The following is a 21,936-nucleotide window of genomic DNA, read 5'->3' on the forward strand; positions in this document are numbered from 1 at the left end:
CTCGACGAGAGGACGAGACCGTGACGCCGGAATCGAGCACGCCGCCGACGAGCGCGCCGCCGCCAAGCACGGAGCGCGCCGCCCACGCGCAGACGGGCCCCGACGACAGCCCCGGCCGGGTCGCCGCCTGGGAGGACCTGATCCTGGCGATGCACCTGCTCGAGACCGCTCTGGAACGGCAGGCGCAGCGCGACGGCGGTGTGTCGCACGGCCACTTCAAGCTGCTCGTGCTCTTGAACGCCGCCGAGGACCGGACCCTGGGACTCAAGAGCCTCGCCGACAGCCTTCGCTTCTCGCTCAGCCGTATCAGCCACGCCCTGACGGCCCTCGAACGTCAGGGGCTCGTGACGCGCCGTCTCGTACCGGGCGGACGGCGCTCGTCCGAGGCGACACTCACCGACGACGGTCGGCGGCTGGTGGCCCGCGTGCTGCTCGCCCAGCGGCGCGAGATCCGCGACCCGCTGTTCGACGACCTCGGCGACCTCGCCACCCTCGCACTCGGCGACGTCAGCACGCGCCTGATCAGGTCTCTCGACGAGGGCGGTGCCACCGGAACCAGGAGTGACACCGCCAGACCGAAGCAGGACCCGGCCCAGCCTTGACCCTGCCCCAGAGCACAGGTTCGACTACGGCGATGGTGACCGGCCTCCCCGACGGTCCGCCAACGAGATCCGACCCGCGACAACCTGAGAAGGAACAGCGTGGCATCTCGGTCGAGATCGACGCCCTCACCGGACACAGCGAACTCAGCGACCTGGCCGCCGCCTACCTCGTGGTCGTGGTCGTCGTCCTGGTCAGGCACCCACCGCTGAGCACGCACACCCCGTCACCACCGCGCTCGCGACGGCGACCGACCGACGGCACGCGCCACGGCGGGTCAGGGCGGGGCAGGACTGATGGATCGTCCTGCCAGGCCCTACGCTGGCGCCCATGACTGAGAGCTCGGGCGCCGGCGTCGAGGCCTTGCTCGGTGAGGACACCGTCTCGCTCGCCGCCAGCACGTTCGTGACGGTGTTCACCGGCGTCGGGCTGGGGCACGAACAAACCCGGCACGAGGTGGACAAGGATCTCCGCCGCCGGTTCGGGAAGCCTCGCAGCAGCGACGACCACTATGCCTACGAGGCAGTCGTCCTTCAGCTCGTCCTGGTGTGGGAGCAGGCGCGGATCGCCGCCCGGGCACACTCGGGTGCTCTCGTCCTGCTGCCCGACGGAGCCCGGCTGCTCGCCACCTCGAATGCGGCCGACACGCTGCGCGCCCTGCTTTCGCGGTGAAGACCTAGCCGGCACATCCCCACCATTGGGCTGACATGTCGTCTCACACCCTAGCCATCACGGCAGAAGTCCGTGCAGCAGTCCTGGCCTCAAGTGGCCGTCGTTGTCCACCACAGTCACAACGCCCTGCAGCAGCCATGCAGCAGACGCCACTCCCGCCGTGGTAGTCGACCTACAACGGGCAGAGCAGTACGTTTCCCCCATGAGCAGTGACAGCGACGCGCCTCGGACCGAGGGCGGCGAGAAGACTGAGCGGATGGACCGCCTACGGGCTCTGCTGACCAAGCCCATCAAGATCCCGGAGTCGGCCTCGACCGGCACCGAGGACGCCGACTACGCCGCAGCCGTGGCAGCCGCCGCGACACCCCAGGGGGCCAGGACTCCGATGACATCCGAGGGAAAGACGCCCAAGGGCGCCAAGGCTCCCGTCGAGACGCCGCCGGCGGTCAAGGCGGCCGCCGAGGCGCTGGACCGCCTGACCGAGGAGGAGAAGGAGGCCGTGGTCGAGGGCTCCGGACCGGGCAAGAGCCGGTCGCGGCGCACCTGGGCCGACGCCTACCTGGCCAAGCCGGACAAGCCCCTGACCCCGGAAGAGGTCCGCGCCGAGCTGACCGTCGCGCTCAAGGAGCAGGGTGCGGACCTGCGGGAGCTGGTCGCGAAGCGGGGCGACACGCAGGAGAAGGCGCTGAAGGAGGCCCTGGAGACGGGTCTCGAACAGGGTCTCGAGGCGGCGCGGGAGAAGACCGTGACCGAGCTGGCCACCCGGTTCGACGGCCGGCTCGACGAGCAGGCGGCGTCGGCCGAGCAGGCCGCGGCCGAGGCCCGCGCGGAGGCGGAGCGGCTCCAGGGCAGGCTCGACGAGCTCACCACGACCGCCGGCACGCTACGCACCGATCTCGACTCGGCGCGCACCGCCGCCGACGCCGCGCGCGAGACCGCGGAGGCCGCCGCCCGGAAGGCGGCCACGGCGACGACGTTCGCCTGGGTCGGCATCGCGCTGGCGGTCGTGGCCGCCGTGGTCGGGGTCGTGGTGTAGCGGGCGCGGCCGGCGGGCTAGCGCGGGTCGTCGAGGCGGGGGTCGTCGAGATCGGTGCCGGCGCGCAGCACGAAGCGCCGGTGCCGCCGTCCGCCCTGGCGCTGCTCGGCCTGATGGTGGCCGCCGTAGTACGTCGGGGCCTCGCGTACCGGTGCGTAGGTGACCCGAGGGCCGGTGAACAGCCCGTCCAGCAGGGCCGCGAACGCCACGTCGACCGGGGACGGCGCGGCGAGCGCGCCGTCCCCGTCAAGCACACCGGGCCCGTCGAGCGCCTGACCTTCCATAGGTTCGTACATGTGTTCGAGTATATCCGCCGCCTGGACTGGAGTCCACCGAATGCGTTGGCCCGTGCCGCGCCGCCGCCGTTACGGTCGGCGGATGATCCTCAGCCACGACACCACGGGTTCCGGCCCTGCCGTCCTGCTCCTGCACGCCGGCGTCGCCGACTCCCGGATGTGGGATCCCCAGCGGGCCCCCCTGGCCCAGCACCACCGCGTCATCCGCTGCGACCTGCGCGGCTACGGCGACACCCCGCTGACCAGCGCGCGGTTCGACAACGCGGGCGACGTCAAGGCGCTGCTCGACTCGCTGGGCGAACGGCCCGTGGCGATCGTCGCGGCGTCCGCGGGCGGCAAGGTCGCCCTCCAGGTGGCGTCCGAGTGGCCGGACCTCGTGTCGCACCTCGTGCTCGTCAACTCCGCGTTCGCGCTGCCGCCCACGCGTTCGGTGCAGCGCTTCGCACGCCGCGAGGACGCCCTGCTGGAGGCAGGCGACGTCGACGGCGCCACCGAGCTCAACGTCGCCACCTGGCTCGGGCCGGACGCGGACGACGACGCCCGCGAGCTGGTGCGCACCATGCAGCGCCGGGCCTTCGAGGTCCAGCTCGCCGCCGGCGACGACATCAACCAGGAGGCCGGGCCCGCGATCGACCTGGCGGCGATCACCGCCCGCACCCTCGTCGTCTCCGGCGGTCAGGATCTGGACCACTTCCGGGCCATCGCGAACCACCTGGCCGGGCACATCCCCGGCGCCCGGCACACCCAGCTCGGCTGGGCGGGCCACCTGCCGAACCTGGAGCGGCCCGCCGAGACGACGGCGTTGATCACCGAGTTCCTGGACGACTCCCGCGGCTGAGCTCCCGGGCCGCGCTCAGGTAGCCGCGCGTCACGCGGTCCTGCACCCGGCGGGCCGCCGGCGGCACGATCCGGCTGCCCCAGAAGTCGTGCCGGGCCACGGCGTGGATCTCGAAGGCGAGACCCGCGCCGTCGCGCAGCACGCGGAAGGACTCCACCCCCGTCTCCGGGTGGTGTGGCAGCGTCGCGTAGGTGAACCCGGCCTCGTCGGGTTCGCGGACGACGTCGACCACCCGGCACGGGGCGGTGAACCACAGCGGCCCGACGTGCACGGCCTGCACCACGGTCACGCCGAGGGCGGCCGGGCCGGTCGGGGCGATCGTCAGCCCGGCGCCGCGGTGCACGGCCCAGCCGAACAGCGCGTCGGCCGTGTCCGCCAGGGACGCCCCCGGGTCCAGCGCCACCCGCTCGCGCAGCACCCGGCTGCGCGGCGGCGGGGCCGCCAGCCAGCCGACGTCGGCCACCGGCTCGGCCGTGACGGAACGCTCCAGGACGCGGGCGAGGTCGGGCCGGGTCAGCTGCACCCCAGCACCGTACCCGCAGGTGGAGCCGGATCTCACCCGGCCACCCGCCATCCGGACACAGGTCACAGACCGGCCTCCGTGTATCTTCCTCACCCATGGCGAGCGACCACGACCCCAGCGCCCTCGACGCCCCGATCCCGGCCGGCGGTGTGCCCCGCCACGCCTCCGCGAAGGAGCGCCGCGGTCTGAAGCCCTTCCTGTCCGACCTCAAGGCCGAGGTGCAGAACCAGCTCTCCCGCGCCGAGATCCCGGGCCGGGTGCCGCAGGCCGCCCAGGCCACGGCCGTGGATCTCACGGCGCGACAGGCCGCGGCCGCGCCGGCCGCACGCGAGGCGGCGACAACATCGGGCACCGCCTACGAGCCCTCTCCGCAGCAGCCCGACAACGCGACGGCGCTCGCCTCCGCCGCGCTGGCGACGGCCGACCACGCGGGTGCCGAGGCGGCCGCGGCCCGCGACGAGGCCGCCGACGCACGGGCCGACGCGGCGGCGGCGCGTTCCGAGGCGGCGGCCGCGCAGGCCACGGCGGCCCGGGCCGACGCGCAGCTCGCGGCGCTTCGCGCGGAGATCGAGGCCGCCCACCGGGAGTTCGAGTCGCTGCGGACCCAGCTCGACGACGCCGGGGCGCGCACCCGGCGGCAGGTGCTCGTCGCCTGGGCCGGCGCGGGCGTGGCGGCGGTGCTCGCCGTGGTCGCGCTGGTGCTCGGGCTCTGACGACGGCGGGTGCTGACCCCCAGTGTTCTGACACAGCCCCGCCACGGCTCGGCGGCCCGGACCGATGAGCTGGCAACCGCCCGGTCGTCACAACCTCATGACAGAGACCCTTGTCGACGTACCGGGCGCATCGCTGTGCGCCGAGACCTTCGGCGACCCTGCCGACCCGACCATCCTCCTGATCGGCGGCATCGGGGGCCCCATGGACTGGTGGCACGAGGACTTCTGCCAGGCCCTGGCCGACGGCGGCCCGCCGGGCAGCACGACCGAGAGCCAGCCCAGCAGCACGACCGACGGCCCGACAGGCCGATACGTCATCCGCTACGACCACCGCGACACCGGACGTTCCCGGACCGACCCGCCCGGGGCGCCGTCGTACACCGGGGACGACCTGGCGCTGGATCCGGTGCGGCTGCTCGACGCGCTCGGGATCGGCCGCGCGCACCTGGCCGGGGTGTCGATGGGCGGCGGCATCGCGCAGCAGACGGCGATCGAGCACCCGCACCGGGTCGCGTCGCTCACGCTGATGTCGACGAGCCCGGTCGTCCGCGACCCCGGCGGGCCGGACCTGCCCGGCCCCACGCCGGAGGCGGCCGCCCAGTTCCACTCCCCGCCGCCGGACCCCGACTGGAGCGACCCGGACGACGTCGTCCGCTCGATCGTCGCGGCGGAGCGGGCGTTCGCCGGGCCGGGTTACGACGAGACGGACACGCTGGCCACCGCGCGCCGCATCGTGCGCCGGTCGATCGACCCGGCGGCCGCGGCCAACCACTTCCTGGTCGGGAGCAGCCCCGTGCACGGCACGCTCGCCGACGTCTCCGTGCCCACCCTGGTGCTGCACGGCGACGCCGACCCGCTGTTCCCGCCCGAGCACGGCGCGGCGCTGGCCGCCGCGATCGACGGCGCGCGGCTCGTGCTGCTGCCCGGCGTGGGGCACCAGTACCCGCCGCGGGCCGCCTGGGCCGTGGTCGTGCCGGAGATGCTCGCGATCAGCGCTCCGGCCTGACCGGCCTAGCCGGCCTGGGCACCTCGAACCGCACCGGCAGCTCCCGCGGCGCGGACGAGAAGAGCGTCCCGGCCGAGCGCAGCGCCTCCGGCGGCACGGTCAGCGCGACCCCGCCGAGGCGGCGCAGCGCGGCCTCGACCGTGATCTGGGCGATCAGCGTCGCGGGGCGGCGCGCCGGGCACGCGTGCGGGCCGGCGCCCCACGTGAGGTAGGAGAGGTTGCCCGACTCGAGCCAGATGTCGTCGCCGGTCCCCCGGGACTCGGCGCTCGCGCCCAGGATGCCGGGCACCACGGCGTCACCGGCCGCGATCGCGCGGTCGCCGAGCGTCGTGTCGGCCAGGGCGAAGCGCGGCGCCGCGTTCGGGGCCGGCGGCGTGGAGCCGAGCACGGCCTCCAGCGTGTCCGGCGCGGAGAGCCGGCCGCCCGAGCGCCCGTCGAACCGCGGGTCGGTGAGCCGCAGGCGCAGCGCCTGCGTGATCCACCCGACCTCGAACTCGCTGCCCAGGATGAGCGTGGCGGACACCGCGCTCTGTGCGTCCAGGTCGGTGGGCGCGCTCGGGTGCCGCAGGATCGCCGAGGTCAGGTCGTCCGACGGCGCCGCGCGGCGGTCGGCGATCAGGTCGGAGATCAGCGCGCGCTGCGCGTTGAGCGACTCGACACCGGCCGCCCCCTTGGCCTGGAAGACCTTGCGCGCGTGCCCGAGCATCGCGCGGGCCTGCTCCGGGTCGAGGCCGAACATCGTGGACATGACCAGCAGCGGGACGGCGCGCGCGTAGTCGGCCACGAGGTCGGCCTCGCCCGCGGCCAGCACGCGGTCCAGCGCGAGGCCGCACCAGTACTCGACGGTCGCCGCGAGGCGGTGCTCGTCCACGCTCTCGAACGCGTCGTCGACCAGCCGGCGCAGATGCCGGTGCCGCGCGCCGTCCACGTAGTAGATGCCGTCCCGCGGGGCCAGGATCCCGCCGACGCCGCTGCCCGGGCCGACGGTGCCGTCCGCGAACAGGCCCCAGTTGCGCGCGTCGCGCGAGTACAGGCCCTCGTTGCGCAGCACCGTGACCAGCTCCCGGTGCCCCAGCACGAGCCAGGCCGGCACGCCCGGCTCCAGGAGCACGGGGGCCACGTTCCCCCAGCGGGCACGCAGCGCCTCGTACACCGCGGCAGGGTCGGGGCCGCTCGTGGTCTCGCTGAGCGGCGTGAGGTCGGCCAGGCCGGCCAGGTCGGTCAGGCGCTCCGACTGGGTGGACGTCGTGACTGTCATGGCTCCCCAGGTTCTGTGCGCGACAGAGGCGCGCGCCACGTCTTTTAGCCGGAATGTACCTCATGTCCGATGCGCGGTAATACATCGGCCCTGGTCGCAACCGTTATCCTCGGGCCATGCAGCGGACCATCGCCGTCGTCGGCGGCGGGGCCGCCGGCGTCATCCTCTCGGCCCACCTCGTGCGTGCGGCCGCGTCGCACGGACCGGACCGGCAGGTCCGGGTCCTCCTGGTCGACCCCGCGGAGACACCCGGCCGCGGCCTCCCCTACCGGACCACCGACCCCCGGCACACCCTCAACGCCGTGGTCGCGCGGCTCAGCGCCTACGACGACGATCCGGAGCACCTGCTGCGCTGGTGCGCCTCCGCCGGCGTCGCCGCCGAGCCAGGCACATTCCTGCAGCGCGCCGACTTCGGCCGCTACCTCACCGAGCTGCTCGGGTCGGTGCCCGTGCCCGACGGGTCCGCGGTCGAGCACGTGCGGGGCACGGTCGTGGACGTCGTGGACGGTCCCGAGCCGGGCGTCACGCTCACCCTCGCCGACGGCGGCACCCTGCGCGCCGACGCCGCCGTCCTCGCCCTCGGCACCCCGCCGCCGGTGCGGCTGCCCGAGTACGAGCCGTGGGGCGAGCGGTACGTCGCGGACCCCTGGTCGCCGGACCTCGACGACCAGGCCGCGGGCGCGCGCCGGGTACTGGTGGTGGGCACGGGCCTGACCACGCTCGACGTCGTCGCGCACCTGCACCCGCTGCTGCCGGGCGCGACGTTCACCGCCGTCTCCCGGGGCGGTGCCCTGCCCGCGGCGCACGCCGCCGACCCGCTGCCGCCGGCCGTGGAGGTCGACCTTGCGGGCGAGCCCGGCGCCACGCCCAGCGCCACGTACGGCAGCAGGCCTGGCGGCAGGCCGGGCGACGAACTCGGCAGCACGCTCACGGGCACCCTCACGCCGACCGGCACGCTCGACGCGGCCCTCGACACGGTGCGGCGGCACGTGGCCGCGGAGCGCGCGGCCGGCCGCGACTGGCGCGCGGTGATCGACGCCGTCCGCCCGCAGGTCAACCCCGTCTGGTCCCGGCTGACGGCCGACGAGCAGGCGGCGTTCCAGCGCGAGCACGCGCGCTCGTGGGAGAACGTGCGGCACCGCATGTCGCACGCGATGCGCACCCACGTGGACGAGCTGCTCGCCGACGGCGTGCTCACCGTCTCCACGGTCGAGGCGGTGCTGGGCGGGCCGGGCTCGGGCGGGGCCGGCCCGGACACGTCCGCGTTCGACCTCGTGGTCGGCGCCACGGGGCTCCCGGCCCTGACCTCGCCCGGCTGGAACCCCCTGGTGGACGGGCTGGTCGCGCGCGGCGTGATGCGCCCCCACCGGCTCGGCACGGGCCTCGACCTGACGCCGGACGCCGCGCTGGTCGACGCCGCCGGCGTCGGCCACCCGCGGCTGCGCGCCATGGGCCTGGCCCGCCGCGGGCTGGAGTGGGAGTGCACGTCGGTGCCGGACCTGCGCCGGCAGGCCGCCCGTCTGGCGCACGACCTGCTGGCGGACGACCTGCTGGGCTAGCACTGGTCATCGAACTGCCATGTCACGGTTGCCCTACGGCAACACGTGGGGTGAAGTCTTCCCTCGAACACCCACCTGTCACACCGACCGGGACGAGGGACACAGATGCCTGGACCTGCACGAACACTCACACTGGCCGCCGGCGCGACGGCGGCCGTGGTCGCCCTGGGGATCGCGGCGGCGGGCTCCGCCGCCGCGGGACCGACGGCCGCGAGCACTGCCGAGGTGTCAGCCGCGAGCAACGCCGACCTGGCTCAGCGCTGGGCGCCGATCCACTACCAGGACGTCGACCAGACCGGGACCAACGCCCTGGGCGGCCGATCGGACTACCTCGCGGCGTACGACTTCGACGGCGACCTGAACGCGCGCAACAACTGGGAGAACACGGGCAGCTACCCGCTGGCGGCCACCGCCTACTACTCGGTCATGGAGACGTCGACCCACTGGTTCGTCACCTACATGTTCTTCCACCCGCGGGACTGGTCGGACTCGATCTTCGACACGGAGCACGAGAACGACGCCGAGGGCGTGATGGTCGCCGTGCAGAAGGACGGCTCGACCTACGGCACGCTGCGCGGCGCCGTCACCGTGGCGCACACCGACTTCTACTCGTACACCCCGCAGGGCAGCACCTGGGGCGCGGGCGCCGAGACGATCGACGGCACGCTGCAGCTCGCGACCAGCCCGCACGACGGCCTGGCCCACCCGGTCACGGCCCAGGAGGCCAAGGGCCACGGCCTCAAGGCGCGCCCCGGGTACGACATCAAGGGCGACGGCGTCATCTACTACCCGGCCGGCCGCGCCGAGGTGCCCGAGCACCCGGACGACCGGGACGTGTCCTACCGCCTCGTGGACATCCACGCAGCCGGCGGCCTGTGGGCGCAGCGGAACAACACCCAGCTCTTCGCGAGCGCGGGCACCTTCGCGGGCGACGCGTCGGGCAGCTGCGGCGACGGCGGCATCTCCTGCACCCAGAACTCCGCGAACGCCCCGTGGGGCTGGGACGACGGCAACGACGTCCCGGGCCGCGGCGCCCTGGCGACGGACCCGGCGGGCCTGTCGGCGAACTACTTCCGCATCCCGGAACCACTGAACCGCACATACGCCACGAACCCCTTCTGACCCGAACCCGCCCCCCTGGCGTTGACCACAGCAGTTCCTGCCGGGAGATCGCCTCTCGTGGCAGGAACTGCTGTGGTCAACACCGGGGGCGGACGGCGGCGCACTCAGGTTCAAGTCGAGGTTGAAGGTTCGCGCTGTCTCAACCTCGGGTTGAGGGTGAGGTCACCGGCAGACGGCGGGTCAGGCCGCGACGTCGTCCCCCACGGGGAGCGACTCGCCGTCGCCGAAGCGGAACAACGGGTCCGCCGTGTCGAACGGGACGTCCGAGCGGGACTCCTCGACCGCCGCGGTCGACCGGGGCAGGTCGAACGGCAGCCGGCCCTCGGGCGGGACCGCCCCGGTGAGCGCGTCGAGCAGCGCGGGGGTGCCCACGCCGAACGTGACGACGAGCGTGGTCGTGCCGGGCAGCTCGGCCAGCGGCGTCAGGACCGCCGGGCGGTCCAGGTGCACGTCCACCACGGTCGGCACGGCCGCGGCGACCTCGGCGACGTGGGCCACGACGTCGTCGGCGAGCTCGAGCGACCCCGCGTGGAAGAAGCTCTCGAAGCCCGGGCCTCGCACCTCGAACGGCGGGTCGAGGCGCAGCACCGCCACGTCGGCCTCGGCGGGCGAGGCCACGCGCCGGAACCCGGCCACCTCGCCGTCGGGCACACCCTCGGCATACAGGCGCAGGCCGGGTGCGAGCGGCAGGCGTGCCGCGCCGCCCGCTCCCCCGCCGACGCCGCCGGCACCGCCGCCCGCGTTCTGCAGCACCGTCACCGACCGGGACTGCGCCCGCCGCCCGGCGGCGACCAGGTCCGCGCTCCCGACGACGACGGCGGCGGCGTCCTCGTCGACGTACCGGCGCTCGTCGAACAGACCGAGCTCGAACTTCTCGGCCAGCAGGCGCCGCACCGACGCGTCGATCCGCTCCTCGGCGACCCGTCCCGACTCCACGAGCTCCACGACGTGCTCCGGGCACGCCTCGCCGCCGAGCTGGTCGGCACCGGCGTCGAGGATCTTCGCCACGCGGTCCAGCGGGCTCAGGTGCTCCACGCCCCAGGCGCGGGCGGGGAACGGGAGGCCGAACATCTGAGCGTCGGTCACCAGGCCCCAGTCGGTGCAGATGATGCCGTCGAACCCGAGGTGCTCGCGCAGCAGCCGCGTCAGCACGCCGCGGTTGAAGCCGAACCCGACCTGCTCCACGTCCTCCGGACCGGAGCCGAGGTCCGCGCGCAGCCCCACGGGCATGCCGTAGTACGGCATCATCTGCCGCGTGCCGGCGGCGAGCAGCGCCTTGAACGGCTCCAGGTGCAGGTCGAACCGCCCGCCCGGGTAGACCTGCTCGCGGCCGTAGGCGAAGTGCGGGTCCTCGCCGTCGAGCTGCGGGCCGCCGCCCGGGAAGTGCTTGGTCATCGTGGACACGCTGTCGCGGCCGAACGCGCCGTCCAGCCCGGCGGCCCGGGCGACGGCACCGCCGGCCTGGAGGCCGCGCACGTAGGCGGCGCCCAGCCGTCCGGTGAGGTCGGCGTCCTCGCCGAAGGTGCCCCCGCCGCGCGCCCAGCGGGGCTCGGTCACGAGGTCCACCTGCGGGTGCAGCGCCGTGCGGATGCCGACGGCGAGGTACTCCCGGCGCGCGGCGTCGCCGTGCTCCTCGACCAGCCGCTCGTCGCGGGTCGCGGCCAGGCCCAGCGTCTCGGGCCACTGCGAGAACGGCCCCGACAGCAGGGCCGCGCCCGGGTTGTCCGTGAAGCCGTGCCGCGGGTCGGAGGCGATGGTCACCGGGATGCCCAGCCGGGTGCCGGCGGCCAGGCGCTGGAGCCGGTTGTGCCAGGCGGCGAACTCACGGGCCGTAGGCGGCGCGGCGAGCACGTTGAGGTGGGTCAGGTGCCGGTCCAGCACCAGGTCGGAGGTGCCGGGCATGCCGTGGTCGGACGGCTCGTCGGCGAGCGTCCCGCCGGGACCCACCTCGACCATGGTCTGGAACATCTGCCCGGCCTTCTCGGCCAGGGTCATCCGACCCAGCAGGTCGGCGACGCGCTCGGCGACGGGCAGCGCGGGGTCGCGGTACGGCACCGCCGGGTGCGGTGCCCCGCGGGCCGCGTCGCGGGCCGCGTCGGTGGCCGTCATCGCGCACCCCGGATGAACATGGTGCTCACGGCGCCGACGACGGCCACCAGCGCGCCCACCAGGAACAGCGAGGTGTAGTTGCCGCCCGCCCCGGAGGCCGGGCCGATCGCCAGGAGTGCGGGCGCGAGGGCCGGCGCGAGCGACTGCGGCAGGGCGTTGGCGATGTTGAACACGCCCATGTTCTTCGCGGCCTCGGTCTCGCGGTTGGGCAGCACGTCGGTCACGAGTGCCAGGTCGACGGCGAAGTACGCGCCCAGGCCCGCGCCGAACAGCGCGGCACCGAGGTACAGGTGACCGGGCGCGCCGGCGAACGCGAAGACGAGCAGGCCCGCGCCCGCGAGCACGGTGGAGACGACGACGAACACCTTGCGGCGGCCGGTGCGGTCCGACAGCGCACCGCCCGCGGCGCCCGCCAGCAGCAGCACGGCCGCCTGGAGCACCATCAGGCGCAGCTGCCAGCCCAGCGCCGTCGGCTCGTCCATGCCGAACCGGTCCTGCAGGAAGTACACCTGGTAGCTGTTGTAGAGCGCGAAGCCGAACAGCAGCAGGAAGCGCCCGGCGAAGGCCCAGCCGAAGTCGGGGTGCTTGCGCGGCGAGACCCAGAAGCCCCCGAGGAAGCGGCCCAGGTGGAACGGCTCGACGTCGGCCGGGTCCAGGCGGCGGTCCCGCAGGACGGCGACCAGCGCGAGCACGCCGACGATCGCCAGCGCCGTGGGCAGCAGGAACAGCCAGGCCGAGCCCGCGCCGGCCGCCGTCAGCCAGGCCGCGATACCGATCCCGGCCAGCGGCGCGAGGTTCTGCGCGATGCCGAGCCAGCCGGAGACGCGGGCCCGCAGGCGCTCGGAGACCTGGTCCGGCAGCAGGGCCTGCAGGGCGGCCTGCGTGCCGTTGAACGCCGTCTGCGCGATCGCCCAGCCGATGGCGACCACCGCGATGTTCGGCGCGACCGCGATGATCGCGATGCCGACGGAGCCGAGCAGCACGCCCCACAGCAGCCAGGGGCGGCGCATGCCGAGGCGGGAGGTGGTGCGGTCGGACAGGGCGCCCGCGAGCGGGTTCGCCACGAACGCGAAGAACGCGCCCACACCGGTCACCAGGGCCAGGTCGGCCGCGCGCGACTCCGGGGTGGACAGGGCGCTGACCCGCAGCGCCAGGGTGCTGATGACCGGGGTCAGGAGCGCCACGTACAGCGCGAAGAACGCGGCCACGTAGGCGAGGACGAGGCCGGTGCCGCCTTCCCGGCGCCGCGCCGGTTCCTGGTCCGAGGGCTGGGCCGAGCGTGGTGCCGCGGCCGCCGGGTCCTGCGGCGCGGGAGGCGAGTCGAGGGTTGCCATGGTCTCTCCTGAGTGGGGCAGCACTGCCCCGGCTGGTCGGGCCCTGGCGGGCCGCTGTCGACGTCGGCCTACCAGGTGGTAGTTTTTGAATTCCTACCACTCGGTAGGTTTGCTACGCAACAGACCAGGCTAAGGAGCGCACCCATGACCATCGAGGAGACCACCGAGGCCCCGGCAGCGGCAGTTCCGGGCACCACGGGCCCGGGTTCGGGCCGCGCGTTCGACGTCGAACGCGTGCTCGCCGCCCTCACGCTCGAGGAGAAGGCGTCGCTGCTGTCGGGCCTGGACTTCTGGACCACGCAGCCGGTCGACCGCCCGGAGGTTGCCGTACCCGGCGTCATGGTCACCGACGGCCCGCACGGGCTGCGCAAGCAGGCCGAGTCCCCCGACCACCTGGGGCTCGGCACCTCCGTGCCCGCCACCTGCTTCCCGCCCGCGGCCACGCTCGGCTCCACCTGGGACCCCGCGCTGCTGCGCCGCGTGGGCGAGGCGCTCGGCCGCGAGACCCGCGCCAACGACGTCGCCGTGCTGCTGGGCCCCGGCATCAACATCACGCGCTCGCCGCTGAACGGCCGCAACTTTGAGTACCTCTCCGAGGACCCGGTGATCTCGGGCGAGCTCGGCGCCGCGCTCGTGGACGGCATCCAGTCCCAGGGCGTCGGCACGTCCCTGAAGCACTTCGCGGCCAACAACCAGGAGGCCGACCGCATGCGCGTCTCGGCCGACGTCGACGAGCGCACCCTGCGCGAGATCTACCTGCCCGGGTTCGAGCGCGTGGTCAAGCGGGCACAGCCGTGGACCGTGATGTGCTCGTACAACAAGATCAACGACGTCTACGCGTCGCAGAACCACTGGCTGCTCACCGAGGTGCTGCGCGACGAGTGGGGCTTCGAGGGGCTCGTCGTGTCCGACTGGGGCGCGGTGCGCGACCGGGTCGCCGCCGTCGCGGCCGGGCTGGACCTGGAGATGCCCGCCTCGGGCGGCCGGACCGACGCCGAGGTGGTCGCCGCGGTGCGCGCCGGCACGCTCGACGAGGCCGTGGTCGACGTCGCGGCCCGCCGCGTGCTGCGGCTGGTGGCGCGCTCGCTTCCGGCGCTGGACGCCGCGGCCGCCTCCGGCGAGGGCTTCGACGTCGACGCCCACCACGCCCTGGCCCGCGAGGCCGCGGCCGCGGGCACGGTGCTGCTGAAGAACGACGCCGTCCCCGCCGGCGGTTCGGGTGACGGCCCGACCGGGGTGCCGCTGCTGCCCCTCGCCGCGGTCGACGGCGTCGCCGTGATCGGCGAGCTGGCCCGCACGCCGCGCTACCAGGGCGCCGGATCCTCGCAGGTCAACCCCACGCGGCTCGACGACGCGCTGTCCGCGCTGCGCTCCGCCACGGGCGCCGAGGTGCCGTTCGCCGCGGGCTACACGGTCGACGGCGCCGACGCCGGCTCGGGCACGGACGCGGCGGCCCTGCTGGCCGAGGCCGTCGAGGTGGCCCGCGCCGCCGGGACGGTGCTGGTGTTCCTGGGGCTGCCCGCCTCCTACGAGTCGGAGGGCTTCGACCGCGCCCACATGGACCTGCCCGCGGAGCAGGTCGCGGTGCTGGAGGCCGTGGCCGCGATCAACCCGCGGGTCGTGGTGGTGCTGGCGAACGGCTCGGCCGTCTCGGTCGCGTCGTGGCGGCACCTCGCCCCGGCCGTGGTCGAGGGCTGGCTGGGCGGCCAGGCCGGTGGCTCCGCCGTCGTCGACGTGCTGCTCGGGGCGGTGAACCCGGCCGGGCGCCTGGCCGAGACCATCCCGCTGCGCCTGGCGGACAACCCGTCCTACGGCAACTTCCCCGGCGAGCTGGGACACGTCCGCTACGGCGAGGGCCTGCTGGTGGGATACCGCTGGTACGACGCGCGGCAGGCGGACGTCGCCTACCCGTTCGGCCACGGCCTGTCGTACACCACCTTCGCCTACGACGGCGTCGCCGCCGAGGTGCTGCGCCCCGACGCGACGGCGGCGGACGACGACGCCGCGGACGGCGCCGCGGTGCGCGTGCGGGTGACCGTCACCAACACGGGCGACCGGTCCGGCGCCGAGGTGGTGCAGGTGTACGTGGGCGACCCCGCGGCCCAGGTGCAGCGCCCGGAGCGCGAGCTCAAGGCGTTCGCGAAGGTCGACCTGGCGCCGGGCGAGTCGCGCGAGCTCACCCTCGATCTCACGGGCCGCGACCTGGCCTACTGGCACCCCGTGCTGCGCCGCTGGGTGGTCGAGGGCGGCGAGTTCGTCGTCTCCGTGGGCGCGTCGTCGCGCGACCTGCGCGGCTCGGCCACCGTCGTCGTCGACGGCGAGGACGTGCGCCTGCCGCTGGAGCCGCTGTCCACGGTGGCCGAGGCGATGGCGCACCCCGTCGTCGGGCCGCACATCCAGGCCCTGGTGCACGGCGGCGCCGTCGCCGAGGACATGCTCGGGATGATCGGCGACATGCCGCTGACCGTCGTGGCCGACTTCGGCATGGGCGGGTTCGACCGGGACGGCCTGACGGCGCTGCTGGCGGAGGCCAACGGCTAGCGCAGGATGAGATCCAGGTAGCCGCGCAGGTCGGCGGCCATGTCCACGCGCTGCGCCCCCGGCCGTTCGAGGGACAGCAGCCACTGGATCTGCAGGCCGTCCATGAGCGCCACCACGGTGCGCGCCGCCTGGTCCGGGTCCACGCCGGGAGCGAGGCCGCCGCGTGCGGCCCGCTCCCGCAGGAGCTGGGACTGCTCGCCCAGCACGCGGGCGTACCTGCGCTGGAAGTAGTCGTGCGCGGGATGGTCGGGCGACGTCGCCTCGGTGGACAGGCCGGCGAACAACTCGACGAGCGGACGGCGCAGGCGGTTGCGCTCCACGACGTTCAGCAGGGCCTCGAAGTAGTCGGAGCCGCGCTCGAGGTCCTCCTGGAAGGACTGCTCGTCCACCGCGTCGCGGTACTCCAGCACGGCCTCCAGCAGGGCGGCCTTGTTGGGGAAGTGGTGCAGCAGGCCCGGGTGGGAGATGCCCACCCGGGCCGCGATGTCCCGCAGGGAGGCGCCGTGGAAGCCGACGTCGGCGAACACGAGGATCGCCGTGCGGATGATCTCCTGCTGCGTCGCGCGACCCTTGGCGTAGCCGCCGCGCTGACCCGTCGTCGCCGCGGTGCCGGCGGCGCGGGTGCGGGCGGTTCCGGTGCCGGCGGTGGCTTTCGTCCTGGTGGACGGGCCGGTCTGAGCGCTGACGGACATGCGCCCAACGTACCCCGGCCGGGGCGGCGCGACGGTCTCGGGCCGCTACGCCCCGCTCGTTGTCGCCTGAGCCTGCGGTTCCGCCTCGGGCTCAGGCGAGGCGGGCGCTGGCCACGATCTCGCGGTCCACGTCCAGGCGGACGTCGGCCAGGCGGACGCCGTCCGGCAGCTTCTCGGCGAGGTCGATGTCCCGGCTGGTGGCGGCCTCGACCTTGCCGCGGATCGTCCCGAGCAGCGCGGCGACCAGCGGGTTGCCGCTGCCGAGCTGCACGTCGCGCACGGCGAGCACCATGTTCTCGTCGATGCTGACCGACGCCGTGGCCTGCACCCGTGCCGAGAGGAACACGCCCTTCTTGATCGCGGCGTCGACCCGGAGCGTCGCCGCCCGCGGACCTCGCGAGACCACGTCGAGGTCCAACCCGGTCAGCGTGATGCCCTGCTGCAGCAGGACGACCGTGAGCACCCCGCGCGCCGTCGTGACCAGGCCCGCCTTGTCGACGGCGACCCGGGCGTGGCCGGAGACCGGGTGGTCGGCGCTGGGCTCGACGGGCTGGATGCCGACGCGGCCGTCGGACCCCTCGACCCAGTCGAACCGCAGGTTCGTCAGCTCCGCGGTGATGTCCACGGGCAGGTCCACCACGACGAGCTGGTGCGCGTCGACGCGCAGGTGGCGCAGCGTCCCGGGCTCGTGGCCGACCACCTCGGGGTGCCAGCGCCTCGCGGCGGACGCGGGCCGGGCGGGGTGGCCGGGCAGGCCGTTGTGGACGGGCTGGGCCGGGGCCTCCGGCAGGCGCACGACGACGCCCGACAGGTCGATGACGGCGGACGCGATGTCCGCGCCGTCGAGCTCCGCGGTGATCGGCGCGCGGTCCAGCCCCAGGGCCTGGCTGCCGATCTCGTCCGCGAGCGTCGCGCGGATCCGGGCCTCCAGGTCGGCGCCGAGGGCGGGCCGGGGTGCGGTGCCGAGGGGGATCGGGTCGGGCGCGGGGCGGCCGGCGGACTGGTCGGGTGCGGGGCGCTGGGCGGCGTCGGTCATGGACGCGAGACTAGCCGCGATCGCGCGGGCGGGGCCGGTGACCTGCGGTGCGGGTCGGACCCCGCCGTCGTCGGACGAAGGCGGGCCAGCCGGGCGCCGTCAGACGCGGCCCTGGTTGAGGCGCCGCTGCAGGGCCATGACGGCGCGGGACTCGCGGGAGATGACGCCGTCGACCGGGGTGCCGAGGTAGCGCTGGAGGGCGCGGATGGTCTGCGGGCCGATCTTCCCGTCGCGCTGGTCCGCGGGCATGCCGATCTTGCGCTGCAGGGCGGCGATCACACGGGAGCCCTGGGCGTCGGTGACCCAGCGCCAGCCGGTGGTCAGGCCGGGGTTGACGTCGCGCCAGGCGATGCTCTGGGACGAGACGACGCCGTCGACCGTGGTGCCGAGCTCCTGCTGAAGGCGGCGGGTGGTGGACGAGCCCCAGAAGCCGTCGACGGTCAGGCCGCCGGGCTCCCCCGGGCTGGGCGGGGTGGAACCCTCGCCGGCGCGGATGTCGTCGAGGCGCGCGTACAGGTTCCGCCCGGGGCAGGCGGTCTGCGAGACGTCGCGGTGGCCGCCGAGCGGCGCGCCCTGGGTCCACCAGCGGCCCTTGCCGGCGCCGTAGATGGCCGCGGCGGTGGAGATCTGGGCGGCGGTGGGGTTGTTGGTCTCGTAGTTGCCGGCGAAGCAGATGGAGCGGGAGGTGCTGTTGCGCCCGCCGGTGTGGGTGCCGCGCCGGTTCCAGCTCACGCCCTGGTAGGCCCGGCCGGAGGGGAAGACGACCACGTTGTAGGAGATGCCGGTGCCGAACCGGGTCTGGCCCACACTCTCCAGCGCCCGCATCTGCTCGGCCTCGGCGGCCACGCTCGCGTCCGGGGAGAGCTGCGCCGTGACCGAGTGGTGCACCCACACCTCGACGGCGGGGCCGGTCAGCGTCAGGTCGCCGTCGGGGTAGCGGGCGCCCCAGGAGGCCCGGGTCGCGATGTTCACCGTGGCGGTGGGCTCGACGTACGGCTCGGGCGGTGCGGGGGCGGTCGTGGGTTCGGGGGTCCCGGGCGCCTCAGGGGTCTCGGGTGCCTCGGTGGGTTCCGGGGCCGCCCAGGGCTCGGTCACCTCGCCCTGCGGCTGGTCGTCGGGCCCGAGCACCTCCAGCACGACGCCGCCCTCACCCTTGATCTCGTACGTCTCAGCCACGGTTCCCCCTCGCGCCATGTTCCGTATATGTCGGTCATGTCTACCACCGTGCGCGAGGCGGGGCGACCCCTTAGCGTGCGGGTATGACCACCGCCTGGTCCCTCACGATCGACTGCGCCGACGTCAGCGTGGTCGCCCCGTTCTGGATGCTCGCGCTCGGCTACGCCGAGCGGCCGCCGCCCGCGGGCTGGGGCTCGTGGGAGGACTGGCTGGCCGCCCAGGGCGTGCCCGAGGAGGAATGGCACGACGTCGCCTACCTCGCCGACCCCGAGGGCCGGCTGCCGTCCGTGGCGTTCCTCAGGGTGCCCGAGCCCAAGACGGTCAAGAACCGCGTGCACGTGGACCTGCAGGTCTCGGGCGGACGGGACGCCCCGCCCCCCGTACGCGAGGAGCGCATCCGCGCCAAGGTCGCCGAGCTGGTCGCGGCAGGCGGCACGATCGCGTGGGAGGTCCCCGGGCCGGCGGGCCTGGACCACGTCACGGTGCGCGACCCGGAGGGCAACGAGCTCTGCGTGGTGTGACGGGGCCGGCGTGACCGGGCGGGACCGCGTCGTGTGGGCCGCGCCCAGCCTGTCCCGGGCGTGCCACGCTTGTACTGTGGCGAGCGTGATCAGCATCGACGCCGAGTCCTCCGTCCCGCCGTACGAGCAGGTGCGCACCACGCTCGCCCAGCAGATGGCGGACCGGACGCTGCCCGTCGGCGCCCGGCTCCCGACCGTGCGGGCCCTGGCCGCCGACCTCGGGATCGCCGTCAACACCGTGGCCCGCGCGTACCGCGAGCTGGAGGCGGCCGGGCTGGTCGAGACCCGCGGCCGCGCCGGGACGTTCGTCAGCGCGGCCGGCAACCAGCGCCTCGCCCTGGCCCAGGACGCCGCGGCGCAGTACGCGGAGACGGCCCGCGCGCTCGGGATCAGCCGGGCCGAGGCCCTGGAGATCGTCTCGGCGGCGCTGCGCTAGCCGGCAGTCTGCCCGACAAGGTCGGGCTGCCGACCGTGCCCTGGGTGTCGAGTTCCGCCAGGCTCGTTCGTCGTGGTGGTGAGGTGCCGGCCGATGATCTTCGGCAGAGCCGGTCGTCAGTACCTCGGGGCGCCTGCGAACGGCGTACCGACCGGACCGTCGCACGAGGAGAGCACATGACCACGTCACAGGAGCACCACCCCGCACCGGACGGCACCGCACACGACGCCGCGAGCGCCCGGCCCGACTCCCCCGGCGTGCCGCCCGTCGTCGACCGGGCCGCCTGGCAGGCCGAGCGCGACGAGCTGCTCGTGCGGGAGAAGGCGCACACGCACGAGGGCGATGCGATCGCGGCGGCCCGGCGCCGGCTGCCGATGACGGAGGTCGACGCCGGCGCCGTCGTCGTCGGACGGGACGGGCCCACGACGCTGCTGGACCTGTTCGCGGGCCGCGAGGAGCTGATCGTCTACAAGCACATGTGGCACCCGGGCGAGCCGTTCGAGAACCAGTGCGAGGGCTGCACCCTGACCTACTGGGCGGTGCAGGACCCGGCCTACCTGACCGCGCGCGGCGTCTCGTTCGCGGTGTTCGCGAAGGCGCCCTACGCGGAGCTCGCGCCGTTCGTCGAGTTCATGGGGTACCCGGAGCACTGGTACTCCGTGCTGGACTACTCCGAGCAGAACGGCGCGGACGAGATCGTGGGCGGCGGCGAGTTCGGCACCTGGGTGTGCTTCCTGCGACAGGGTGACCGCGTCTATCTGACCAACTCCGTCACGGGGCGCGGCGCGGAGGCCACGATGCCCGCGCTCGCGCTGCTCGACATGACGGCGCGCGGCCGGATCGAGTCGTGGCAGGACTCCCCCGAGGGCTGGCCGGAGGGCAAGGGTCCGGGCTGGTTCTGGCGCACCCACGAGGACGGCGTCGGGAACAGCTGGACGGGCGGGCGGCCCGCCATCCAGTGGACCCGCCCGGGCGCGACGCCGGTGACGACGGCCGAGCACCACCACCACTGACCGCCGCCCCTGCCGCCCGCCGGCCGCCGTCGGCCGAAGGCGCGGGTGCGGAGGTGCGGCTGCGAAGGTGCGCTTCTACCCAGTCATCGGGCCCGGAACGAGCTGTGTTTCGGGCACGATGACTGGGTAGAAGCGCACCTCGGTCAGCCGGTCAGCGCAGGTCGGCGCGGATCGCGGCGCGCACTCGTGCCGAGCGCGAACCCACGCGGTTGGTGGCGCCGGTGCGGTAGGCCCGGGCCTGCTGGTCGACGTGCACGCCGGCCGCTCCCGACCGGGCGTGCTCGGCACGCTCCCGCACGGCCTCGGCCGGGAGCGCGTGCTTGTGCCGGGCGCGGTTCTTCTTGTTGCTGCTCACGCGTCTCACCTCCGTCCGGTGCGTCAGCGACGCCCGACCGTAGCGGCCGGACACCTACGCGGTCAGCGGATTTTCGCTGTGGGATGTTCCCGCTGGTCAGCAGCAGGTCGCGGGATCGGCATACTTGCGCGGATGACCACCGCAGCACAGCACCCGGTCCGCCACGTCGACATCCACCACGCACCCGTCCGGCACGACGACGACGTCGCGCCCACAGGCACCGCGCCCACCGGCACGCCCACGCCCGCCACGCCGGCCGACACCAGCCGCCTGCGCCTCGCCTACCGCGAGGCCGGTGACCCGTCCGCCCCGGTACTGCTCCTGCTGCACGCCCTCGGGGAGAGCTCGCTGTCCTGGGAGCCCCTGCTCGACGACCTCGCGGCCCTCGGCTACCAGGTCCTGGCCCCCGACGCGCGGGGCCACGGCGAGAGCGACCGGCCCGGGCAGTACTCGTACGAGCTGATGACGGCCGACACCCTCGCGTTCTGTGCCGCGCTCGGCGTGACCGCCCCGGGCGGCCTCGCGATCGTCGGGCACTCGATGGGCGCCGTCACCGCCGCCCTGGTCACCGCCGCCCTGAACGCCACCACGCCGGTCACCGCCCAGCCGGCCCCGGCCCCCGTCACCCGGCTCGTCCTCGAGGACGCCACCCCGCCCCGCACCGGCGGGCCGCGGTTCGAGCCGTTCGACGAGCCGGACCACCCCGTCCCGTTCGACTGGCCGCTCGTCAACGCGCTGCGCGCCCAGCGCGGCGACCCCGACCCGGCCTGGTGGGACGACGCGCTGGGGATCGAGGCGCCGGTGCTCGTCGTCGCGGGCGGTCCCACGAGCAACGTGGACCAGGCGGACCTCGCGGAGTTCGCCGGCAGCGTGGCCCACGGCAGGCTCGTGGAGATCCGCGTGGGCCACATGGTGCACGACGAGGCCCCGGACGAGTTCCTCGCGGTGGTGACCGACTTCCTGCGGCGGTAGCCGCGCCGCACGCGGCAGCCACGCCGCACGCGGTAGTCGGGCCGCCACCGCGCGTTCATCCGGCGGCCGTGCGGCGCTCACCTGGGCGAAGACCTCGGACAACACACTGAGCCGACCCTTCCCCGGAC

22 protein-coding genes are annotated in these 21,936 nt (G+C 74.6%); 13 read left to right on the forward strand and 9 right to left on the reverse strand.

Translation table 11 applies throughout. The annotated features are described in order from the left end of the window. The first annotated feature begins 20 nt into the window (after positions 1-20). The 3 genes from QRN56_RS19625 (at position 21) to QRN56_RS19635 (ending at position 2,308) form a co-directional block, all read left to right on the forward strand. A complete protein-coding gene (locus QRN56_RS19625; protein ID WP_285106048.1) occupies positions 21-602 on the forward strand; it encodes a MarR family winged helix-turn-helix transcriptional regulator in 582 nt (193 codons plus the stop codon). A gap of 328 nt (positions 603-930) precedes the next feature. Then, on the forward strand, positions 931-1,272 hold the full coding sequence (locus QRN56_RS19630; RefSeq protein ID WP_285106049.1) for a hypothetical protein: 342 nt from the start codon (positions 931-933) through the stop codon (positions 1,270-1,272). A 202-nt stretch (positions 1,273-1,474) separates the two neighbouring features. Beyond that, positions 1,475-2,308 (forward strand): hypothetical protein, encoded by an 834-nt coding sequence (locus QRN56_RS19635; RefSeq protein ID WP_285106051.1) that lies wholly within the window; start codon positions 1,475-1,477, stop codon positions 2,306-2,308. A gap of 17 nt (positions 2,309-2,325) precedes the next feature. Here QRN56_RS19635 and QRN56_RS19640 read toward each other — a convergent pair whose 3' ends face one another. Further along, on the reverse strand, positions 2,326-2,604 hold the full coding sequence (locus tag QRN56_RS19640; RefSeq protein ID WP_285106052.1) for a hypothetical protein: 279 nt from the start codon (positions 2,602-2,604) through the stop codon (positions 2,326-2,328). Between the two features lie 82 nt (positions 2,605-2,686). On the opposite strand from QRN56_RS19640, the gene QRN56_RS19645 reads away from it, so the two are divergent. Next, entirely contained in the window at positions 2,687-3,442 is a 756-nt protein-coding gene (locus tag QRN56_RS19645) for an alpha/beta fold hydrolase (protein WP_285106054.1), read from the forward strand. On the opposite strand, the gene QRN56_RS19650 is transcribed toward QRN56_RS19645, so the two are convergent. Continuing rightward, on the reverse strand, positions 3,411-3,965 hold the full coding sequence (locus tag QRN56_RS19650; RefSeq protein ID WP_285106055.1) for a DUF1990 domain-containing protein: 555 nt from the start codon (positions 3,963-3,965) through the stop codon (positions 3,411-3,413). The genes QRN56_RS19645 and QRN56_RS19650 overlap by 32 nt on opposite strands. Positions 3,966-4,060: 95 nt before the next feature. Between QRN56_RS19650 and QRN56_RS19655 the strand changes: the two genes are divergently transcribed. Beyond that, a complete protein-coding gene (locus QRN56_RS19655) occupies positions 4,061-4,678 on the forward strand; it encodes a hypothetical protein (protein ID WP_285106057.1) in 618 nt (205 codons plus the stop codon). Between the two features lie 97 nt (positions 4,679-4,775). Further along, the gene (locus tag QRN56_RS19660) at positions 4,776-5,684 is read left to right on the forward strand and encodes an alpha/beta fold hydrolase (RefSeq protein WP_285106058.1); all 909 of its coding nucleotides are present in this window, start codon (positions 4,776-4,778) and stop codon (positions 5,682-5,684) included. Here the strand turns inward: QRN56_RS19660 and QRN56_RS19665 are convergent. After that, positions 5,668-6,942 carry a cytochrome P450 family protein gene (locus tag QRN56_RS19665; protein WP_285106060.1) on the reverse strand — a complete coding sequence of 425 codons (1,275 nt, stop codon included), beginning with the start codon at positions 6,940-6,942 and terminating at the stop codon, positions 5,668-5,670. The genes QRN56_RS19660 and QRN56_RS19665 overlap by 17 nt on opposite strands. 116 nt (positions 6,943-7,058) lie before the next feature. On the opposite strand from QRN56_RS19665, the gene QRN56_RS19670 reads away from it, so the two are divergent. Next, positions 7,059-8,501: an FAD/NAD(P)-binding protein gene (locus tag QRN56_RS19670; protein WP_285106062.1), complete on the forward strand. Its 1,443-nt coding sequence runs from the start codon at positions 7,059-7,061 to the stop codon at positions 8,499-8,501. Positions 8,502-8,606: 105 nt separating this feature from the next. Beyond that, entirely contained in the window at positions 8,607-9,623 is a 1,017-nt protein-coding gene (locus QRN56_RS19675; protein WP_285106064.1) for a hypothetical protein, read from the forward strand. A 180-nt stretch (positions 9,624-9,803) separates the two neighbouring features. Here the strand turns inward: QRN56_RS19675 and QRN56_RS19680 are convergent, their stop codons facing one another. Continuing rightward, positions 9,804-11,732, reverse strand: coding sequence for a glycoside hydrolase family 3 protein (locus QRN56_RS19680; protein WP_285106066.1), 1,929 nt, complete (start codon positions 11,730-11,732; stop codon positions 9,804-9,806). Further along, positions 11,729-13,066: an MFS transporter gene (locus QRN56_RS19685; RefSeq protein WP_285106068.1), complete on the reverse strand. Its 1,338-nt coding sequence runs from the start codon at positions 13,064-13,066 to the stop codon at positions 11,729-11,731. The genes QRN56_RS19680 and QRN56_RS19685 overlap by 4 nt, the downstream gene beginning before the upstream one ends. A 144-nt stretch (positions 13,067-13,210) precedes the next feature. Here QRN56_RS19685 and QRN56_RS19690 point away from each other — a divergent pair, with 144 nt between their 5' ends. Further along, complete coding sequence (locus tag QRN56_RS19690; RefSeq protein ID WP_285106069.1) at positions 13,211-15,607, forward strand: glycoside hydrolase family 3 C-terminal domain-containing protein; 2,397 nt, start codon at positions 13,211-13,213, stop codon at positions 15,605-15,607. On the opposite strand, the gene QRN56_RS19695 is transcribed toward QRN56_RS19690, so the two are convergent. The 3 genes from QRN56_RS19695 to QRN56_RS19705 all read right to left on the reverse strand — a co-directional run bounded on the left by QRN56_RS19695 (position 15,604) and on the right by QRN56_RS19705 (position 18,511). Then, on the reverse strand, positions 15,604-16,299 hold the full coding sequence (locus QRN56_RS19695) for a TetR/AcrR family transcriptional regulator (protein ID WP_285106071.1): 696 nt from the start codon (positions 16,297-16,299) through the stop codon (positions 15,604-15,606). The two genes, QRN56_RS19690 and QRN56_RS19695, sit on opposite strands and share 4 nt — an antisense overlap. A 91-nt stretch (positions 16,300-16,390) precedes the next feature. Then, positions 16,391-17,335 carry a hypothetical protein gene (locus QRN56_RS19700; RefSeq protein WP_285106072.1) on the reverse strand — a complete coding sequence of 315 codons (945 nt, stop codon included), beginning with the start codon at positions 17,333-17,335 and terminating at the stop codon, positions 16,391-16,393. A gap of 99 nt (positions 17,336-17,434) precedes the next feature. After that, positions 17,435-18,511 (reverse strand): N-acetylmuramoyl-L-alanine amidase, encoded by a 1,077-nt coding sequence (locus tag QRN56_RS19705; protein WP_285106073.1) that lies wholly within the window; start codon positions 18,509-18,511, stop codon positions 17,435-17,437. An 83-nt stretch (positions 18,512-18,594) separates the two neighbouring features. Between QRN56_RS19705 and QRN56_RS19710 the strand changes: the two genes are divergently transcribed. The 3 genes from QRN56_RS19710 to QRN56_RS19720 all read left to right on the forward strand — a co-directional run bounded on the left by QRN56_RS19710 (position 18,595) and on the right by QRN56_RS19720 (position 20,481). Continuing rightward, positions 18,595-19,032, forward strand: a complete 438-nt coding sequence (locus QRN56_RS19710; RefSeq protein ID WP_285106075.1) for a VOC family protein — start codon at positions 18,595-18,597, stop codon at positions 19,030-19,032. Between the two features lie 76 nt (positions 19,033-19,108). Further along, on the forward strand, positions 19,109-19,468 hold the full coding sequence (locus QRN56_RS19715) for a GntR family transcriptional regulator (protein ID WP_285106076.1): 360 nt from the start codon (positions 19,109-19,111) through the stop codon (positions 19,466-19,468). 176 nt (positions 19,469-19,644) lie between these two features. Further along, positions 19,645-20,481, forward strand: a complete 837-nt coding sequence (locus QRN56_RS19720) for a DUF899 family protein (protein ID WP_285106078.1) — start codon at positions 19,645-19,647, stop codon at positions 20,479-20,481. A gap of 151 nt (positions 20,482-20,632) precedes the next feature. Here QRN56_RS19720 and QRN56_RS19725 read toward each other — a convergent pair whose 3' ends face one another. Beyond that, the gene (locus QRN56_RS19725; protein ID WP_285106080.1) at positions 20,633-20,836 is read right to left on the reverse strand and encodes a hypothetical protein; all 204 of its coding nucleotides are present in this window, start codon (positions 20,834-20,836) and stop codon (positions 20,633-20,635) included. Between the two features lie 132 nt (positions 20,837-20,968). Between QRN56_RS19725 and QRN56_RS19730 the strand changes: the two genes are divergently transcribed. Then, the gene (locus QRN56_RS19730; RefSeq protein WP_285106081.1) at positions 20,969-21,808 is read left to right on the forward strand and encodes an alpha/beta fold hydrolase; all 840 of its coding nucleotides are present in this window, start codon (positions 20,969-20,971) and stop codon (positions 21,806-21,808) included. Positions 21,809-21,936 lie beyond the last annotated feature (128 nt).

Source organism: Promicromonospora sp. MEB111, assembly GCF_030209445.1.
GTDB lineage: Bacteria > Actinomycetota > Actinomycetes > Actinomycetales > Cellulomonadaceae > Promicromonospora.

Coding starts and splice junctions, on each gene's coding strand:
- QRN56_RS19695 (WP_285106071.1), bottom strand. CDS start 16,299: ATGTCCGTCAGCGCTCAGACCGGCCCGTCCACCAGGACGAAAGCCACC.
- QRN56_RS19685 (WP_285106068.1), bottom strand. CDS start 13,066: ATGGCAACCCTCGACTCGCCTCCCGCGCCGCAGGACCCGGCGGCCGCG.
- QRN56_RS19640 (WP_285106052.1), bottom strand. CDS start 2,604: ATGTACGAACCTATGGAAGGTCAGGCGCTCGACGGGCCCGGTGTGCTT.
- QRN56_RS19635 (WP_285106051.1), top strand. CDS start 1,475: ATGAGCAGTGACAGCGACGCGCCTCGGACCGAGGGCGGCGAGAAGACT.
- QRN56_RS19710 (WP_285106075.1), top strand. CDS start 18,595: ATGACCACCGCCTGGTCCCTCACGATCGACTGCGCCGACGTCAGCGTG.
- QRN56_RS19630 (WP_285106049.1), top strand. CDS start 931: ATGACTGAGAGCTCGGGCGCCGGCGTCGAGGCCTTGCTCGGTGAGGAC.
- QRN56_RS19655 (WP_285106057.1), top strand. CDS start 4,061: ATGGCGAGCGACCACGACCCCAGCGCCCTCGACGCCCCGATCCCGGCC.
- QRN56_RS19680 (WP_285106066.1), bottom strand. CDS start 11,732: ATGACGGCCACCGACGCGGCCCGCGACGCGGCCCGCGGGGCACCGCAC.
- QRN56_RS19670 (WP_285106062.1), top strand. CDS start 7,059: ATGCAGCGGACCATCGCCGTCGTCGGCGGCGGGGCCGCCGGCGTCATC.
- QRN56_RS19690 (WP_285106069.1), top strand. CDS start 13,211: ATGACCATCGAGGAGACCACCGAGGCCCCGGCAGCGGCAGTTCCGGGC.
- QRN56_RS19720 (WP_285106078.1), top strand. CDS start 19,645: ATGACCACGTCACAGGAGCACCACCCCGCACCGGACGGCACCGCACAC.
- QRN56_RS19665 (WP_285106060.1), bottom strand. CDS start 6,942: ATGACAGTCACGACGTCCACCCAGTCGGAGCGCCTGACCGACCTGGCC.
- QRN56_RS19700 (WP_285106072.1), bottom strand. CDS start 17,335: ATGACCGACGCCGCCCAGCGCCCCGCACCCGACCAGTCCGCCGGCCGC.
- QRN56_RS19675 (WP_285106064.1), top strand. CDS start 8,607: ATGCCTGGACCTGCACGAACACTCACACTGGCCGCCGGCGCGACGGCG.
- QRN56_RS19645 (WP_285106054.1), top strand. CDS start 2,687: ATGATCCTCAGCCACGACACCACGGGTTCCGGCCCTGCCGTCCTGCTC.
- QRN56_RS19660 (WP_285106058.1), top strand. CDS start 4,776: ATGACAGAGACCCTTGTCGACGTACCGGGCGCATCGCTGTGCGCCGAG.
- QRN56_RS19730 (WP_285106081.1), top strand. CDS start 20,969: ATGACCACCGCAGCACAGCACCCGGTCCGCCACGTCGACATCCACCAC.